Below are 17,237 nucleotides of genomic sequence, written 5' to 3' on the forward strand. Positions count from 1 at the left end.
CGGGTCAGGCGTCCAGGACGTGGCGGGCGACCACCAGGCTCTGGATCTCCGCGGTCCCCTCCTCGAACCAGAAGCCGCGGGCGTCTCGGTAGATCCGCTCGATGGCGGCCTGCTTGGTGTAGCCGAAGCCGCCGTGCACGCGCAGGGACAGGTCCGTCACGCGGCCGACCATGTTGAGGCAGAAGAGCTTGGCCGTCGCCGCGGCCGCTGTGAAGTTCTCCCCCGCGTCGCACTGCCGGGCGGCCTTGAGCACCAGCCCGCGCCCCGCCTCGACGTCGGCGTACATGTCCGCGAGGTGGGTCTGGATCGCCTGGCGTTCGGCGATCGGCTTACCGAAGGTCACCCGCTTCCTCGCGAAGGAGGTGGCCTCGTCCAGCGCGCGCTGGGCGAGCCCCACCATGCAGTTCGACAACGACACCCGGCTGTAGTCGAGGAAGCTCAGTGCCACCTCAAGCCCTTGGCCGATCTCGCCGAGCCGGAACCGGTCCTCGACGTACATGCCGGAGTACCGCAGCCAGGCGTGCCCGGTTCCGTGCAGGCCCATGGTGTGCTGGGTGGCGTCGATTTCGAAGCCGTCCGTCTCGCGGGGGACGAGGAAGGCGGTCAGCGAGTCCTTGGCCTGCCGGTCGTCCGTCGCGACGACGAGAATGAAGTGGTCCGCTCGGTCGGCGAACGTGATCAGGTGTTTCTCACCGGAGATGCGCCAGCCGGCGCCGGCGCGCAGCGCCCGGGACTGGAGGTTCCTGCCTGTTCCGCCGGACTGTTCCGTGAGGCAGAACGCGACGACGGCGGCCCCCGAGGCCATCTTCGGGATGAGGGCGCGCTGGTCCTGGTTGCCGAACCGCGCCAAAGGCCGCCAGACCCCGTTGGTGAGGTGGACCAGCATGCGCCCGGAGCCATGGCCACGTGCGGCGCCTTCCAGGTAGGGGAGGTAGTCGGTCACGGACAGCCCGTAGCCGCCGTGCTCCTCGGGGATGGTCAACCGGTAGGCGCCCGCGTGGGCGGCCCGTTTGAGCAGATCGGCCGGGATCGCGTCCTCGTCCTCGATCGGCTGGGAGGCTGGTTCGTATTCGTCGAGGAAGAACTTCGTGAATTCCTCGACCGTCGGCTTGCTCATCCGGATCCTCAATCTTGCTCTACTATATGTAACATTGACCTGATCAGACCATTGTTAGCCCGCCGCTGACGGACAGGGTCTGGCCGGTGATGTACTCGGCCCGTTCCGAGGCGAGGAATGCCACCGCTCCCGCCACGTCACGAGGGGCTCCGAGCCGGCCGACCGGGATACTGCGCTTGAGCGCCTCCACCAGCTTCGGGGAGCCGGCCGCCACCTCCGCGAGCAGCGGGGTGTCGGACGGGCCGGGACACACCACGTTGCTGGTCACGCCGCTGCGGGCGGACTCCCTGGCGATGGTCTTGGCGAAGCCGATGAGCCCGGCCTTGCAGGAGGCGTACACCGCCTCGCCGGTGGATCCGACGCGGGCCGCGTCCGACGACACGAAGACCGCCCGGCCCCAGCCGCTCTCCTGCATCCCGGGCAGGAACGCGTACGTGAGCTGGATCGGGGCCCGCAGGTTGATCGCGATGATCCGGTCCCAGAGGCCGGGGTCGCTCTGGAGGAACGGCCCCACCTTGTCCCAACCGGCGTTGTTGACCAGGACGTCCACCCGGCCCAGGTCGGCCAGGATCCGGGCGGTCAGCGCGTCGATGCTCCCTGGGTCGGCCAGGTCGACGGTGTAGGGGCGGCCTCCCGCGACCGATGACGCGACCTCCTTGGCGCCGGTCTCGTTGATGTCGCAGACCACCACGGTGGCGCCCATCGCGGCCAGATCCTTCACGATGCCGCGGCCCAGGCCACCGGCTCCGCCCGTGACCACCGCGACGCGGCCCTCAAGGGTCATTCCGTCCATGTGCGTTCCTTTCCTCGGATGGCGGCGTCGCGCTGCGCGACCGCGGCCCGGAGCTCGACTTTGCTGGTCTTTCCGCCGGCGCTCCTTGGCAGCTCGGTGAAGAACTCGAGCCGTTCGGGCAGCTTGAACTTGGCGACGTCGCGCTCGGCGAGGAAGGCGACGATCTCGGCGAGGGTCGGCTCGCGCCCGGGTGAGGGGACCACGCAGGCGCACGTGCGCTCGCCGTAGATGGCGTCAGGAACTCCGATGACCGACACCTCGCCCACGGACGGATGCTGGGCGAGCAGGTTCTCCAGCTCCTGCGGACTGATGTTCTGGCCGCCCCGGATGATCAGGTCCTTGGCGCGGCCGACGATGCCGAGGTACCCGTCGGCGTCGACGCGCGCGAGGTCACCCGACCGGTACCAGCCGTCGCCGGTGAAGGCCGCGGCGTCCCTGTCGGGCTCGTTGAGGTAGCCGAAGCTCTTGGTGGGGCTCGACCACCACAGCTCGCCCGGCTGGCCCTTGGGCACCTCGTTCCCCAGGGTGTCGACGAGCTTCACGCGGCCGATGTCGCTGACCCGCCCGACCGTCGTGTACCGCTTCTCCGGGCTGTCGCGGATGTGCGTCATCGCCGGCACGCCGCCGTCGGTCGCGCCGTAGCAGACCTGGCTGACGCACCCGAACGCCTCCTCCAACGCGCGGGCCGCGTGCGGAGGCAGGGCCGCGCCGGCGTTGGTGAAGACGCGCAGCGCGGAGAAGTCACGCTTGCCGAGCGAATCCTCCTGCAGCATCTTGAGGACCTGCGTCGGCACGGCCGTCACGGTGGTCGCCCGTTCGCGCTCGATCAGGTCGAGGGCGTTCACCGGCGACCATTCCTCCAGCAGCACCGACGACGCGCCGACGAGCAGCGGCGCGAGCACGGCGTACACGTAGCCCGTGGCACCCGTGTTCGCGGGGCAGAGCCCCACCGCGACATCATTGTCGGTCAGCTCGGTCGAGCCGATGAACATCCGCATGAAGCACCACAGGTTGTTGTCCGACCATAACGACGCGCGCGGCAGGTCGGTGGTGCCCGACGTGACCATCACGTAGCGGGGGGCGTTCGGGTCGCGGGGCACGTCGACGCGGGCCGACCCCCGGCTTGACACGGTGTCGAAGTCGAAGTCCGCGCCCGGAGCCGGCCCGTCGAGCGTGCCGACGTGCTTCAGCGCGGGGAGCCGCGGTCGCAGTTCGTGCGCCATGGCCAGGAAGTCGGCCCTCCGGTCGGCCTGGGGCACGATGAGGACCCGCGTCCTGGAGACCGACAGGAGGTGGGCCAACTCGGTTGTCCGCCAGGAGTTCGACAGCGGCACGTACAGCAGGTCCGCCCGGTCGCAGGCGAGGTGGGTGAGGGCCAGGGCGATGCGGTTCGGCGCTTGTACCGCGACCGCGTCCCCTGGTTCGAGCCCGAGGCCGAGCAGCCAGGCGGCCAGCATGTGGCTTCGCCGTACGAGGTCGCGGTAGCTGAGGCGCTCGTGCTGGTCGGCGACGGCGGGCGCGTCCGGCCGGCGCTCGGCCACCTCGTCAATCACCGCGTGCAGCGGCCGAGGTTGCCAGACACCCGACGCGTAGTTCGCTTCGATCATCGCCGGGGTGAGTGGGGGAACCGGCACGACCGCACCTCATCTCAATCCAAATTTATGACTACAATAATCATGGCAAATGTTCATTCGCCCTGGCAAGGCCCTCGGGTCAGCGCAGGTCGGGCCGGGCGGTGAAGCGCGGGACGCGCTTCTCGCGGAACGCGGCCAGGCCCTCGCGGCCGTCCACCCCTGTCACCACGTGCACCGCGCCCTCGAGTTCGAGGTCGAGTCCCGGGCCGTTCACCCGGGCCGGCGCCGTCATCCGTTTCATGAACCCCAGACCGGTGGCGCTCCGCCGCGCCATCGCGGCTCCCATCGCCCAGGTGTCCTCGACGAACGTCTCGTCGGAGAAGACCTGTTGCACCAGGCCCACCCGGTGCGCCTCCTCGGCCGTCAGGATCGCGCCGGTGTACATCAGCCACCTCGCGTAGCGCGTCCCCACCGCGTCAGGAAGGCGCTGGGTGCCGCCCCCGCCGGGCACCAGGCCGTAGTTGGCGTGCACGTCCCCGACCCGGGCCGAGCTCGACGCCAGGATGAAGTCGCAGGCGAGCGCCAGTTCGAGCCCGCCGGCCAGGGTGAGCCCGTTCAGCAACGCCACGACCGGTTTCCGCGTCTCCCCGATCGCCTGGAAGACCTGCTTCCAGAGCAGCAGCCAGCGCCGGAAGGAGGCGGGATCCGTGGTCAGCTCCGCCGCCTCGGTCAGGTCCGCCCCGGCACAGAAGGCGCGCCCTGAGCCGGTCAGGTGAAGGATCCGCACCGCGGGATCCGCCACCGCGTCCGTCAGCGCCGAGCCGAGCGCGGCGAGCAGTTCGCTGCTCAGGGCGTTCATCTGGGCGGGTCGTCGCATGGTCAGCAGCAGGACGCCATCGCGAAGCTCACGATCCAACACACCGGGCATGGGCAACCTCCAATATTTCTGATTACTATTACCACTAGTCGGTTGTTTAGCGCGACCCTTGCCCGACCATGAGGAGAACCGTGAGCGACCTGGACCATGCCTCTGTACTGCTGTCCAACATCCCGGACGCCGACGAGTTGCTCGGGCTGGCCGGGATCGCCGCCGGGAGTGGGTACCGGCGGGCCTGGCTGGCCGAGACCGGCGGCCTTGAGGCCAGTGCGCTGGCGGCGGTCATCGCCCGGACCACGCCGCTGGAGGTGGGCACGGCGATCGTGCCGGTGTACAGCAGGTCACCCGCGTTGCTGTCCATGATGGCGTCGACCTGGAGCCACCTCGGCGGCGGTCGGCCGGTGCACCTGGGCATCGGCGCGGGCGGTCAGGTCATCGTCGAGCGGTGGCACGGCGTGCCGTTCGAGAAGCCGGCCACGACCACCCGGGAGACGCTGCGGATCCTCCGTCAGGCGTTTGCCGGCACCCGCACGGACGTGACCGGGCGCACCCGGCGGTCCTCCGGATTCCGGCTCACCACCGGCGCGGCGCCGGCGGTGCGTCTGTACGTGGGTGGCATGGGTCCCGCGATGCTGGACCTCGCCGCCGAGGTCGCCGACGGCCTGATCGTGACCTGGTTGTCGCCCCGGGTGCTGACGAGCTTCCGCGAGTCGTTCTCCGCGGCCGTGGAGGGGCATGGCCGCGGTCCTGACGAGGTGAGGCTGGTGGCCCGCGCGTACGTCGCCGTCACCGACACCGTGGCCGAGGCCCGGGAGGAGGTGCGCAAGGAACTCGTCGAGTACGTCGTCTCCCCGCCGTACGCCCGATACTTCGCCTCCGTGGGTTTCGCGGACGAGGTGGCCCGGGTGAATGAGGCGTTCGCCGCGCGCGAGCGCGCGGCCGCGGTCGCCGCGGTGAGCGACCGGCTCTTGGACGAGGTGCTCGTGGCCGGGAAGGACGCCGCCGACATCGCGCCGCGGGTGCGGGCCTACGTGCGGGCGGGCGCCGACGACGTGATGATCCAGCCGGTGCCCGCCTCCCGCGGCGGCGACCCGGCGCGGACCATCACCGCGGTGGCGGAGGCGCTGGGCTGACCGCGTCCCGCCCCACCACTCCGGTCCTGAACAGCTCCGCCACCAGCGTGTCGCCGAGCCCCGCCTCGGCCAGCACTTCCCTGGTGTGCTCCCCCTGCCGGGGCGCGCCGGTCGTCTCCGGTGGGCGTCGTCCGTCGATCACGAAGGGCGGCGCCAGCACGCGCATCGGGACGTCGACGGCGGGCCGGGTGAGATCCCGCTCGCGCGCGTGCTCGTCGGCGAGCATGTCGGCGTAGGTGTTCACCACGGTGACGCAGGTGTCCCGGCCGTGCACGAGAGCCCGGAGCTCCGCCTTGGTCAGCTCCGCGAACCTCCCGCGCAGCCGCTCGACCGCCTCGTCCCTGCGCGCGTCGTCCCACTGGGCCTCCGCGAGATCCTCCAGTCCGAGCGCCTCGCACAGGTTCCGCCAGAAAGGCGGCTCGACGGCGCCGACCACCACCATCCCGTCGCGCAGGTGGTAGGCGCGGTAGAAGGCCCGGCCGTCGAACTCGTCGACGCCGCGCGGGGTGAGCGGAGCCCCGGCCAGCAGGTCCGCCAGCTGCACGCTCGGCATCAGCGAGAAGCCCTCGGCGAGCGAGGCGTCCAGCCATCCGCCCCGGCCCGTGACCTGGGCGCGGCGGAGCAGTGCCACGATGCCCAAGGCCGGTATGAGGCCCCCGCCGATGACGTCGGCGAGCGGTGCGGTCAGCGCCTGCGGCAGCCCGTCGTCCGGCCCGACCAGCCGCTCCAGGAAGCCCGAGTAGGCCGTGGCGTTGAGATCGTGGGCCACCGTCCGGCTGAGCGGGCCATCCGCGCCGAACGCGCTGATGGACACGACCACCAGCGACGGTTTCCTCGCCCGCAGGACGTCTTCGCCCAGCCCGAGCCGGGCCATCACGCCGGGGCGGAAGGAGTCGACCACCACGTCGGCCGTCTCGGCCAGGGACAGGAAGACCTCCCTGCCGCGCTCGGCCTTGAGATCCACGACGATGGACCGCTTGCCGCGGTTGACGAGGTGGTGCGGCGCGCCCTGGCCGTCCACCTGAACGCCGAGGGTCCGCATGTAGTCGCCCGCGCCGGAGTCCTCCACCTTGATCACGTCGGCGCCGAGCGCGGCCAGCAGCCACGTGCAGTAGTTGCCGGGGATCAGCCGGGTCAGGTCGAGCACGCGCACACCGCTCAACGGGAGCATCTGGGCACCTTCTTCGGGCATGACTACTGGGCGAGCAGGTGGGCTCGGTCGTAGACGGTTTCGAGGTGGTTCCCCGGGGCGCCGAGCAGGCGCCTGCTGACCTGCGCCCAGGTGACGAACCAGTGGCAGTCGCTCTCCCAGGTGAAACCCATTCCCCCGTGCATCTGCACGCTCTCGGAGGCGACACGGGCCAGCGTGCCGGTAGCCGCGTCGAGCGCCAGGATCGCGGACACCGACGCGGATTCCAGGTCGCCGGCGGCCAGATGGCAGGCGGCGAGATAGACGGCCGAGGTCGCGAGCTCCACCTCGACGAACTGGTCGGCGAGACGGTGCTTCACCCCCTGGAAGGAGCCGATGGGACGGCCGAACTGCACCCGCTCCGCGGCGTACCCGGCCGTCCGTTCGAGGCAGGCGCGGGCCGCGCCGACGGACTCGGCGGCCAGCGCCAGCGCCGCGCGGTACCCCGCCGCGACGATCACCTCTCCCGCGTCGGGGATGAGCATCCGGGCGGGAGCCCCCACCAGCTCGACCCGGAAAAGCGCACGCGCGGGGTCGAGTCCGCTCTGCCGCACCAGCAGAGCGTCGGCGGCGGACACGGCCAGCAGGGCGACGGTCCCGCCCGGGCACCGCGCGGCGACCAGCAGCTCGTCGGCGAGGTCCGCCTGGAGCACCGCCTGCTTGGTCCCGGTGACCGCCCACCCGGCGGCCGTCTCCCAGGTGCTGGTCAGCACTCCCTCGGGTGACCAGGGTCCAGGGATGTCGGGGACCGCCGCGACGACCACCGAACCCTGCGCGACCCGCCGGGCCAGCTCGGCGACGGGAGCGCCGCCACCGGCCAGCAGACCGGCCGCCATCCCAGTGCCGGCCAGGAGCGGGCCGGGGTAGAGCACCGTGCCGGCCTGCTCAAGCACCACGGCCAGTTCGACGGCGGTGAGGCCGGTCCCGCCTGACTCCTCCCCGAGGTCGACGGAGACGGCGCCCATTTCGGCCAGCTCGGCCCACAGCTCCGGGCTCGGCGGCTCGCCGGCCTCCACCGCCGCCCGCGTCACGTTCAGCGGCCCTCTGTCCGCCAGGAGGGCGGCCACGGCCGCCCGCAGGTCGAGCTGTTCGCCTGTCAGGGAGAACCGCATCGGCCTCAGTGCACCCATCTCACGTTGCGCGCGCTGAGCTCGGGGTACTTGCGACGCCAGTAGGCCCCGGCCTCGCCGACGTGGGCGCGCATCGCCTGTTCTGCGGCGAGCGGGTCGCGGGACTTCAACGCCTCCACCACCTTCTGGTGGGCGGCGGCGACGGCGAGCCGGCGCCGGGGCGTGTACTCGACACCGACCACCGCGCCGTCGGAGATCGACTTCAGGGTCTCGTTGAAGACCCAGAGCACGCTGCTGCCGGTGGCCTCCGCGATCGTGGTGTGGAAGACCCGGTTCTCCTCCAGGAAGACATCGTGGTCCTGATTGTGCGCGCGCATCCGCTGGACGCTCTTGGTCAGCTTCTCCAGCTGCTCGTCGGTGAGCCGCTCGGCGGCGAGCCGCGCCATCATCGGCTCCAGCGTCGTCCGGGCCTCGAAGACGTCCTGCAACGACGCCCCGGTGAACTGAAGGATCAGGGTCAGTCCCTCGCGCAGGTCATCGGGCCGGGCGGATGCTGATCACGCCTCTGGTCTCCAGGAGCCGCAGCGCCTCACGGAGTGTCGTCCTGCCGACTTCGAACACCTCGACGAGCTGCTTCTCGTTGGGCAGCTTCGTGCCTTCGACCAGGTCGTTCTCGACGATGTGGTTGACGAGCTCACGTGCCACGCGCTCCGAGGTTTTCGGCGCTCGTGCCGATCTCATGGACCCCGGGGTCAAACCGGATGCGGTCATGGTAGAGCCCTCTGCTCTAGGTGTCACGGCGGTCGGGTTTCCTCAGTGATTTAACGACATATGATGAACATCTATAGTATCAGTTGTGAGAGCCGGGCTCAGCCAGTTTGAAGATCGACCGGGCGGCCCCGCCGACGACCAGTTCACGCGCCTCGTCCTTGAACGGGAGCTCTATTACGGCCTTGAGCGCGCCCTTGTGGTCCATCACCGGGTAATCGGTGCCGAAGAGCACCTTCCCCTTGCCCCGCGAGTTGGCGAACCTGACCAAGCTCGGGTCCCAGTACTTCGGGTGGTGTGCGGAGGTGCCGATGTAGACATTGCGGTGCTTCCAGGCGAGCGCGATCAGCTCCTCGACCCACGGCCACCCGGTGTGGGCGCCGACGATGCTCAGCTCGGGGAAGTCCAGGGCGATGTCGTCGATCAGCAGCGGCCGGCCCATCTCGGACGGCATGCGTTCGGCGGAGTGGCCGACCTGCATCACCACGGGCACCCCGAGCTCGGCGCACTTGGCGTAGAAGGGGTAGAACCTGCGGTGGTTGACCGGCAGGTTGAAACCGTAGGGGTGCAGGTGCGCGCCGACGAAGTGGCCGCTGCCGATCCACTCCTCCAGCCGCCGTACGCCCGCCATCCCCTCCCGGGGATCGATGCCGAACAGGCCCTTCACCCGGCCGGGGGCGCTGTCGGCGATCTCGACGACCTGCTCCTCCCGCACGTTCCAGATCAGCTGTGACGTCTCGTACGACGCCATCTTGGCGGAGGGGATCAGCACCACGTCCACGTCGGCGTCGTCCATGGAGGCGACGAACTCCTCGACGCTCTTGCCTGTGAACTTCAGCCCCCACCATTTGACGACGTCCGAGATCTCCTTCGGCTCCTCGAACGTCTGGCGGATCCCCTCGGGCGTGAAGATGTTGCACCAGTAGTCAACGGCTCCCATGACAGCTCCTTCTCTTGGGGTTAGCGAGGTAACCGGAGGACCCGCTCGCCGAGGATGTTGCGCTGAATCTCCGACGTCCCCCCGGCGATGGTGGCGCCGTGGCCGGCCAGAAAGACGCGACGCCAACGGGCTCCCGCGTCGCCGTACACGAAGTCGAGCCCGAGGATGTCGGCCGCGAGCCGCGCGACCTCCTGCTGCAGCTCCGAAGAGGTCAGCTTGAGCACCGACATCCGGGGGTCGGCCGCCGAGTCGCCCCGATCCGACAGGAACCTGAACCACGTCCAGCGCAACAGCTGCACGCGGCCCCAGAGTGAGGCCCACCGGGCGCGGAACACGGCGTCATCGAGGCGGCGGCGCTCGGCCTCCCGGCGCACCTCGGTGAGAGCGGCTCCGAGACCGATCGCGAGCGACCCCAGCATCCGGCGTTCGCGGCCGAGCACCGACAGCGCGACCTCCCATCCCCGGCCGAGCTCGCCGAGGACATCGCCGGGGCCGACGGCCACATCGTCGAGGAAGACCTCGTTGAACTTGGACTCGCCGTCCATCTGCTTGACCGGCCGCACGGTGACACCGGCCGTGCCCATCGGGACCGCGAAGCAGGTGATCCCCCGGTGCCGGTCCGCCAACGGCTCGGTCCGGGCGAGCAGCAGGCCGTAGTCCGCGTAGTGGGCGCCGCTCGTCCAGACCTTCTGGCCGGACACCAGCCAGCCGTCCCCGGCGGCGCGCGCCCGCGTCGAGAGGGAGGCCAGATCGGATCCGGCTCCCGGCTCGGAGAACAGCTGGCACCAGATCTGCTCGCCCCGGCGGATCGGTTCGAGGAAGGCCTCCCGCTGGGAGGCGGACCCGTACGCGATGATGATGGGCCCCGCGAGCTCCATACTGACGAAACTCAGCTGCCTGGGCAGGCCGCGCCGCGCGAGAGCCTCCGCGAACAGGGCCTGCTCCGACGGGGTGGCCCCGGCGCCGAACGGCGAGGGCCAGGACAGCGCCGCCCAGCCGCCCTCCACCAGCCGCCGTTGCCAGGCCCGGCCGGCGTCCAGGTCCTCGCGCGTCGGCGTCGAGCCGTAGTCTCGCAGGCCGGCCGGCACCTCGACCTGGGTGAGCCAGTCCTCCAGGCGTGACCGGAAATCCTGCTCGGCCGGGGTGAGACGCAGGTCCATGCTCAGCTCACCATGTAGAGGCCGCCGTCGATGCTGAGCACCTGGCCGGTGATGTAGGCCGACTGCTCCGCGGCGAGATACACGAAAGCCGAGGCGGCCTCCTCGGGGGTCCCGAAGCGCCGCAGCGGAATCTGGTCGAGGAAGCGGCGGCTGAGCTTCTCATCGGTGCGGAGCTTCTCCGTCATCGGCGTCGCGGCCAGGGGCGCGACCGCGTTGACCCTGATGTCGTAGCGGGCCAGCTCCCGTGCCGCCGACTTCGTCATGGCGATGATCGCGCCCTTGGCGCCCGCGTAGTTGATCTGCCCGATCGTGCCCTGGAGCCCCGCGGACGAGGTCACGTTCACGATCACCCCGCCCGCGCCGCCCGCCATCATCGCCTGGGCCGCCTCGCGGATGCCGAGGAACGTGCCGCGCGCGTGCACGCGCAGCACGAAGTCGAAATCGTCGGCGGCCATCTTGTGCAGCATCGCGGGCCTCGAGACGCCGGCGTTGTTGACCCAGACCCGGGGCGTGCCGAACTCCTCGGCCGCCTTGGCGGCGAGCGCCGACATGTCGGCCTCGGAGGACACGTCGGCCGGTTGGGCCGTGGCGGTCCCGCCGGACCGGGTGATGGACCGCACTGTCTCGATGGCGAGCCCGGCCGCGATGTCGGAGACGACCACCGCGTCTCCCTGGGCGGCGAACGCCTCGGCGACCGCTCTGCCGAGCCCCTGGCCCGCCCCGGTGACGACCACGCAGCGACGCTCAGCCATGTGAGCCCTCCAGGATCGTGACCGCCGACACGGCGGTCGGCCCCCCGATGTTGTGGGCGAGGGCCCAGCGCGGCGTGCCCGCCTGGTTGACCGCCTCCCCGCGCAACTGCTCGAACAGCTCGACGCACTGGGCGACGCCGGTCGCGCCCGGAGGATGGCCCTTGGCCTTGAGGCCACCGCTGGGGTTCACCGGCAGTGACCCGCCGACCTCCGTCTGGCCGGACTCGATCATCTTCTTCGCGCCGCCTCGCTCGCAGAACCCGAGATCCTCGTAGTTCATCAGTTCGACGCCGGTGAAGCAGTCGTGCACCTCGGCGACGCCGATGTCGGAGGGCCCGATGCCGGCCATCCGGTAGGCCGCCTTCGCGGCCCGGACCGTGGCCGGGAAACTCGACAGGTCGGCCTTGTGCGCGTGCATGACCCGGTCCAGGCCGAGACCCACACCCCGCACCCAGACCGGGCGGCGGGTGAACCGCCGGTGTACGCCCTCGGCGGCGAGCAGGAGCGCGGCCGCGCCGTCGCTCTGTGGCGTGCAGTCCAGCACGCCGAACGGCCCGACGACCCGCGGCGCGGCCAGCACCTGCTCCACGGTGACCTCCATCCGCAGGTGCGCGACCGGGTTGCTCACCGCGTTGTGGTGGTTCTTCACCGCCACCATGGCCAGATGCTCGGGACGCACGTCGTGCTCGTGCATGAAGCGGGCGACGTGCAGCGCGAAGCTCGCGGGCGCGATCAGGCCGAGGGGGTAGTCCCAGCCCCGGTCCCTGGCCAGCCCCATCCAGTCCCAGAACGTCGAGGCGACGGGCGTCTCACGGGTCTTGTCCGCGCCGATCACGAGCGCGACGTCGACCGCGCCGCTCGCGATCGCCAGCGTGGCGTTGCGCACGGCGTCGTTGCCGGTGGCGCACTGGTTCTCAACGCGGGTGACCGGGATGTCGAGCAGGCCGCAGGAGTCGGCGAGCACGCCCGCGGGGTGACCATCTGAGGTCTGCAGCTGGCCGAACCAGGCGGCTTGGATGTCGGACTTCGCCATGCCCTCGTCGACCGAACCCAGTGCCAGCCGCAGGGCCGCCGGGAGGAGCTCCTTCATGCCCTGGGTGAAGAGCTCACCGAACGGCACCATCCCGGCGCCGACGACCGCGACGCTCCTCATGCCCTCACCGCCTCTGCCGTGGTGTCCCCTTGGAACGCGTATCCGTAGTCGGGCACGCCCTCGCGGAGCGCCACCCGGCGCAGCACGAGCCGGCCGCGGTCCCCGATCCTGGTGGCGGTGGCCGGGGTGTCGGCGACCTGCGCCAGCACCCGCACCGGTGACCCGTCGAGAGAGACGATCGCCAGAGCGTAGGGTCCGGGGATGCCGGGGATCGGCACGTGCACCGTGACGCACGTGTAGACCTCGCCCGTCCGCGGCAGCGCGACCGGCGTCGTCTCCCGGTAGCGGTCACAGCGCAGGCACATGTCGCGCGGCGGGTAGCTGATCTCGCCGCACGCGCAGGCTGCCGCGACCAGGCCGACCTTGGCCTCGAAGGCACGCGCGTAGGCGGGCATCGAGAACGGCACCTCGACGTGATCGCCACCCGGCCGCGGCCGCTGCTCGCCGCCGATCGCGGGGCGCTCCTCCCGCAGGACCCGGGCGCGGGCGGCACCACGGACGTCGGCGGCGCTCCCGGACCCCCCGTCCACCGCCACCAGCCGCGCGTCCTCGCCGGCCGACGCCAGCTCGGCCAGCGCGTAACAGACGGAGGCGGCGCCCGGCGTCGGGACCGCCGATGGCCGGGCACCCAGCCGCCGGGCTCCACCGGCGGCGATCCCGGCCAGGAGGGGGGCGGCTCCGTCGCGCAGCGCGGCCACGAGCGGCGCGGCCGCCAGCTCCCGCTCCACGCGAGCGTCGCGGTACACCGCCGTGGTCGCGTGCCCGGCCTGTCCCACGCGCATGGGCAGCGAGCCGGAGATCCGTCCGGCTGCCACGAGGTCGAGGCCGGACCCGTCGCCGAGGAGAGCGGCCCCGGCGGACGCGGCGGTGGAGGACAGGTCGACCCCGGCCACCACCGTGCCTGGCTCGTTCTCCAGCAACGCGTCCAAGACGGCGGGGGCGCCGCCGATCCGGAGCTGGACGACGGCGTCCGGCCCCAGGTCGAGGGCGCGTGCCAGGACACCGCCGCCGAAGCCCTCGACGATGTCGGGGCGCGGGGTGACCAGCACAACCTTGCGCACCGCAGGGCCCACGGCGATCAGGGGACGGGCGGCGGCCACCGCCATGGTCAGCACGTCCTCGTCCGGGCCGGTGACGCGCGCGCCGCCCAGCTCCCAGACCGGACGGTAGAGCGAGAGGGCCAGGACGGTCATGACGCTCCGCCCGCACGCCTGACGAGCTCCCGCGAGATCACGACGCGGTGGATCTCGTTGGTCCCCTCGACGATCTGGAACACCTTGGCGTCCCGGTAGGCGCGGGCGAGGGGGAATTCGTCGGACACGCCGTAGGCGCCGTGGATCTGGACCGCCTCGGTCGCCGCTCGCTGGAACACGTCCGACGCGTACATCTTGGCCATGCTGGTCTCCACTCGCCCGCGGGCTCCGGTGTCCAGCGTGCGCGCGCAGTGTTGGACCAGGAGCCGGGCCGCCTGGATCTCGGTGGCCATGTCCGCGAGTTTCTTCTGGATGAGCTGGTAATCGCCGATCTTGTTACCGAAGACGACGCGCTCCTCCGCGTAACGGAGGCTGTTGTCGAGGCAGAGCTGGGCCCCGCCGACGGCCCTCGCCGCCACGGCGAGGCGTCCCTTCTCCACGGCCGTCATGGCGACCTGGAAACCCCCGCCCTCCTCCCCGAGCAGCGCCTCGGCGCCCACCCGGACATCGTCCAGCACGAGCTCCCCGGTGCTGATCGGCCGGAACCCCAGCTTGTTCTTGAACGGGTGGACCGAGAGCCCGGGCGTGTCCCGGGGGATGATGAACGCCGTCACGCCGGCGTGCCGCTCGGCCCGGTCTCGCGTCGCGAACGTCACGAAGAACGAGGCGATGTCCAGGTTGGAGATCCAGGTCTTGGCGCCCCGGATCACGAACTCGTCGCCCTCGCGGGTGTAGGTCGTCTCCATCCCCGCCACGTCGCTGCCCGACTGGGGCTCGGTCACCCCGGCTCCGCCGAAGATGTCACCACGGGCGAGCGGCGCGAGCCACTGCTTGCGCTGCTGCTCGGTCCCGAACTTGAGAATGCCGGCCCCGACCAGCGCGGACGGCATGCTCATCAGGACACCGAGACAGTGATCGACTCTGGAGATCTCCTCGATGAGCATCGCGAAGGTGACGTGATCCATGCCCGCGCCACCCCAGGTCTGGGGGACCAGCCCTCCGAAGAGGTCCAGGCGCGCCATACCGTCGAGAATGTCGCGCGGCAATCGTTCCTCGTGGTCGTACTCACGTACACGTGGCGCCACCTCACGCTCGGCGAAGTCGCGCACCACCATTCGCATGGCTTCACGTTCGGAATCGTTCACGAACCGTCTCACCTCCCACAGCGCTAGTTTCGTGTGAACTATAGTTATAGTTATCCGGGAGGTGCAAGCAGCGGGAAGGGCTTGACACCCGCCGGTAACTCTGGCCATGATCTGCATCATCATGGGCGATCAGGCTGAACCGACGACGCGTGCCGCAGGGCGCTTCGTCCAGGTCCGCCCCGGTGTGGTGTCCCTCCTTGAGGAACCGCCGGGCGCGCCGATCCCGGGGCTCCGGCCCGGTGAGGCCCGCGTCGAGGTGATCGCCTGCGGGATCTGCGGCACCGACCTCCACCTGTGGCACGGTATGGCGCTGCCCCCCGGAGTCAGCTACCCGGTCCGCCCCGGACACGAGGTGTGCGGGCGGGTCACGGAGCTGGCCGGGCCCGCCCCAGGAGTGGCGGTCGGCGACCTGGTCGTGCTCCACCCGGTCGCGCCCTGCCGCACCTGCGAGACCTGCCTGCGAGGGCTGGAGCACCTCTGCCCGTCAGGCGAACTGCTGGGCATCCACCGGCCCGGCGGGCTGGCCGACCACGTGGTCTGGCCGGCCGACCGGATGGTGGTGACGAACGGGCTGGACCCGGTGGCGGCCTCCGTCCTCGCCGACGCGGTGGCCACCGCCTACCGCGCGGTGCGCACCACGGACGTGCCCGCGGACGGCCGGCTCTGCGTCATCGGCGCGGGCGGCGTCGGCACCCATGTGCTGGAGTTGATGCGGGCGCTGCGCCCCGACGTGCGGCTCGCGGCGGTGGTGGGATCCGCGAACAGCGCCGACCGGCTGGGCGCGGCGGGATTCGAGGCCGAGACCGCCGGTGCGGACCTCGTCCGGAGGTTGCGGCGCCGCTGGGGCTCCTTCGACGCCGTGGTGGACTTCAGCGGCACCCGCGCCGCGCCGTCGCAGGGGATCCGGCTGCTCCGCCCCGGCGGCACGTTCCTGTTCGGCTCGGTCCTGGACGGCGACCTGAACGTGGGCCCCGCGGTGGCGGTGCAGGCCCGCGAGCTCACCGTCAAGGGTGTTTTCGCGTCGAGCCTGGAGGACCTGCGCGCGGTGGTGGACCTGGCTCTCTCGGGCCGCCTGGACCTGGCCCGCAGCGTGAGCCACGTGGCCTCGCTGGACCGGGCGGAGCACGCGTTCGCCCAGCTGGACAGCCGTCCGCCGGGACTGGTGCGGATGGTTTTGACGACCGGGGCGCTCGGTGGGTGAGAGCGCGGCGTCCCTGCTCGCCGGTGCCCTGGAGCCGGGCATGCGCGTCGTGGTGGCCGACGGCGCCGGCGCGCCGACGTGGCTGCTGGGCGACCTCTCCGAGGCGGCGCGGTCGGTGGGCGAGATATCCCTCGTGCTCGGCTGGTGCCTGGAACTGCCCGAGTCGTTCGACCCCTCCGCGTTCGCCGACGTCCGTACGGTGATGGGCGGCTTCGCGCTCCGGGTGATGGTGGCGGAGGGACGCGTCCACTACGTGCCGGGCCGGTTGCGAGGCGTGCCGTCGCTGCTGCGCGGGCGCCTGCGCCCCGATCTGATGCTCATCGCCCTCCGCCGGGAGGGCGATGGATGGCTGTGGGGCAGCGAGGTCTCGTGGATGAGAAGCGTCCTGGACGACGGCCGCACCCGGTTGCTGGTGGCGGAGAACGCGGCACTGCCCCGCTCCTCCAGGGAGCTGTCCATTCCCCTCGGGCGCGGCACCGTCGTAGCCCGGCGGGAGCGGCCTCCCCTGCCGCACCCGGCACCCGCTCCTGCGGAGGAACACCGAAGGCTGGCGCGCCACTTGGCGCCGTTCGTGCCCGAGGGGGCGTGCCTGCAGTACGGACCCGGGCCGGTCGCGGACGCGCTGGCCGACGTGCTCGACGTGCCCGTGCGGGTCAGGTCGGGAATCGTCACGGACGCCGTCGCGCGCCTGCACCGCCGCGGACTGCTGCTGGACGTCCCGGTCGCGGCCTACCTGCTCGGCTCAGACGACCTGTACGCCTGGGGAGATGGCCGGGCGGTGACGGCCCGCGTGGAGCAAACCCATGACCCCGCCGTGGCCGGCGGCCGCCCGCTCGTCAGCATCAACACCGCGCTCGAGGTCGACCGTACGGGGGCGGTGAACGTCGAATCCCTCGGCGGGAGGCACGTGTCCGGGGCCGGCGGACATCCGGACTTCGCGCTGGCCGGGCACGTCTCGGCGGGAGGCGTCAGCATCGTGGCGACCCTCTCCTCGCGCCGGGGCTCCAGCACCCTGGTGGAGCGGCTGTCCGGGCCGGTCTCCACCCCGCGGGCCGATGTCGACGTGGTGGTGACCGAACGCGGCTCAGCCGACCTGCGGGGACTGGACGACACCGAGCGGGCGGCCGCGCTGGAGGAGCTCTGGTCGCGGCCGCCCAGTTGAGTGACGGGAC

At 71.4% G+C, this 17,237-nt stretch carries 17 protein-coding genes; 3 read left to right on the top strand and 14 right to left on the bottom strand.

Annotated elements, in window-relative coordinates:
- Positions 1 to 4: 4 nt before the first annotated feature.
- From KIP79_RS35535 to KIP79_RS35550, 4 genes are all read right to left on the bottom strand, one after another.
- Positions 5 to 1,117 (bottom strand): acyl-CoA dehydrogenase family protein, encoded by a 1,113-nt coding sequence (locus KIP79_RS35535; protein WP_214109366.1) that lies wholly within the window; start codon positions 1,115 to 1,117, stop codon positions 5 to 7.
- Between the two features lie 43 nt (positions 1,118 to 1,160).
- Positions 1,161 to 1,910 carry an SDR family NAD(P)-dependent oxidoreductase gene (locus tag KIP79_RS35540; RefSeq protein ID WP_214109367.1) on the bottom strand — a complete coding sequence of 250 codons (750 nt, stop codon included), beginning with the start codon at positions 1,908 to 1,910 and terminating at the stop codon, positions 1,161 to 1,163.
- On the bottom strand, positions 1,898 to 3,544 hold the full coding sequence (locus KIP79_RS35545) for an AMP-binding protein (protein WP_214109368.1): 1,647 nt from the start codon (positions 3,542 to 3,544) through the stop codon (positions 1,898 to 1,900). The genes KIP79_RS35540 and KIP79_RS35545 overlap by 13 nt, the downstream gene beginning before the upstream one ends.
- 79 nt (positions 3,545 to 3,623) lie before the next feature.
- Entirely contained in the window at positions 3,624 to 4,412 is a 789-nt protein-coding gene (locus tag KIP79_RS35550; protein WP_214109369.1) for an enoyl-CoA hydratase/isomerase family protein, read from the bottom strand.
- Positions 4,413 to 4,492: 80 nt separating this feature from the next.
- Here KIP79_RS35550 and KIP79_RS35555 point away from each other — a divergent pair, with 80 nt between their 5' ends.
- Positions 4,493 to 5,494: an LLM class flavin-dependent oxidoreductase gene (locus KIP79_RS35555; RefSeq protein ID WP_214109370.1), complete on the top strand. Its 1,002-nt coding sequence runs from the start codon at positions 4,493 to 4,495 to the stop codon at positions 5,492 to 5,494.
- Here KIP79_RS35555 and KIP79_RS35560 read toward each other — a convergent pair.
- The 10 genes from KIP79_RS35560 to KIP79_RS35605 form a co-directional block, all read right to left on the bottom strand.
- Complete coding sequence (locus KIP79_RS35560) at positions 5,466 to 6,665, bottom strand: CaiB/BaiF CoA transferase family protein (protein ID WP_214109371.1); 1,200 nt, start codon at positions 6,663 to 6,665, stop codon at positions 5,466 to 5,468. The genes KIP79_RS35555 and KIP79_RS35560 overlap by 29 nt on opposite strands.
- A 23-nt stretch (positions 6,666 to 6,688) precedes the next feature.
- On the bottom strand, positions 6,689 to 7,795 hold the full coding sequence (locus KIP79_RS35565; RefSeq protein WP_214109372.1) for an acyl-CoA dehydrogenase family protein: 1,107 nt from the start codon (positions 7,793 to 7,795) through the stop codon (positions 6,689 to 6,691).
- Positions 7,796 to 7,800: 5 nt separating this feature from the next.
- The gene (locus KIP79_RS35570; RefSeq protein ID WP_214109373.1) at positions 7,801 to 8,241 is read right to left on the bottom strand and encodes a FadR/GntR family transcriptional regulator; all 441 of its coding nucleotides are present in this window, start codon (positions 8,239 to 8,241) and stop codon (positions 7,801 to 7,803) included.
- Between the two features lie 46 nt (positions 8,242 to 8,287).
- The gene (locus KIP79_RS35575) at positions 8,288 to 8,458 is read right to left on the bottom strand and encodes a FadR/GntR family transcriptional regulator (RefSeq protein WP_214109374.1); all 171 of its coding nucleotides are present in this window, start codon (positions 8,456 to 8,458) and stop codon (positions 8,288 to 8,290) included.
- 145 nt (positions 8,459 to 8,603) lie between these two features.
- The gene (locus KIP79_RS35580; protein WP_214109375.1) at positions 8,604 to 9,461 is read right to left on the bottom strand and encodes an amidohydrolase family protein; all 858 of its coding nucleotides are present in this window, start codon (positions 9,459 to 9,461) and stop codon (positions 8,604 to 8,606) included.
- Positions 9,462 to 9,481: 20 nt separating this feature from the next.
- On the bottom strand, positions 9,482 to 10,621 hold the full coding sequence (locus tag KIP79_RS35585; RefSeq protein ID WP_214109376.1) for an acyl-CoA dehydrogenase family protein: 1,140 nt from the start codon (positions 10,619 to 10,621) through the stop codon (positions 9,482 to 9,484).
- A gap of 2 nt (positions 10,622 to 10,623) precedes the next feature.
- Positions 10,624 to 11,373 carry an SDR family NAD(P)-dependent oxidoreductase gene (locus KIP79_RS35590; RefSeq protein ID WP_214109377.1) on the bottom strand — a complete coding sequence of 250 codons (750 nt, stop codon included), beginning with the start codon at positions 11,371 to 11,373 and terminating at the stop codon, positions 10,624 to 10,626.
- The gene (locus tag KIP79_RS35595) at positions 11,366 to 12,526 is read right to left on the bottom strand and encodes a thiolase C-terminal domain-containing protein (RefSeq protein ID WP_214109378.1); all 1,161 of its coding nucleotides are present in this window, start codon (positions 12,524 to 12,526) and stop codon (positions 11,366 to 11,368) included. The genes KIP79_RS35590 and KIP79_RS35595 overlap by 8 nt, the downstream gene beginning before the upstream one ends.
- Positions 12,523 to 13,719: a Zn-ribbon domain-containing OB-fold protein gene (locus KIP79_RS35600; protein ID WP_214109379.1), complete on the bottom strand. Its 1,197-nt coding sequence runs from the start codon at positions 13,717 to 13,719 to the stop codon at positions 12,523 to 12,525. The genes KIP79_RS35595 and KIP79_RS35600 overlap by 4 nt, the downstream gene beginning before the upstream one ends.
- Entirely contained in the window at positions 13,716 to 14,987 is a 1,272-nt protein-coding gene (locus KIP79_RS35605) for an acyl-CoA dehydrogenase family protein (protein WP_308170057.1), read from the bottom strand. Before KIP79_RS35605 ends, KIP79_RS35600 begins: the two co-directional genes overlap by 4 nt.
- On the opposite strand from KIP79_RS35605, the gene KIP79_RS35610 reads away from it, so the two are divergent.
- Together KIP79_RS35610 and KIP79_RS35615 are read left to right on the top strand one after the other, a co-directional pair.
- Complete coding sequence (locus tag KIP79_RS35610; RefSeq protein WP_214109381.1) at positions 14,986 to 16,065, top strand: alcohol dehydrogenase catalytic domain-containing protein; 1,080 nt, start codon at positions 14,986 to 14,988, stop codon at positions 16,063 to 16,065. The genes KIP79_RS35605 and KIP79_RS35610 overlap by 2 nt on opposite strands.
- Positions 16,058 to 17,227, top strand: coding sequence for an acetyl-CoA hydrolase/transferase C-terminal domain-containing protein (locus KIP79_RS35615; protein ID WP_214109382.1), 1,170 nt, complete (start codon positions 16,058 to 16,060; stop codon positions 17,225 to 17,227). Before KIP79_RS35610 ends, KIP79_RS35615 begins: the two co-directional genes overlap by 8 nt.
- The last annotated feature ends 10 nt before the right edge of the window (positions 17,228 to 17,237 follow it).

The organism is Acrocarpospora catenulata, assembly GCF_018476525.1.
Lineage (GTDB): Bacteria > Actinomycetota > Actinomycetes > Streptosporangiales > Streptosporangiaceae > Acrocarpospora > Acrocarpospora catenulata.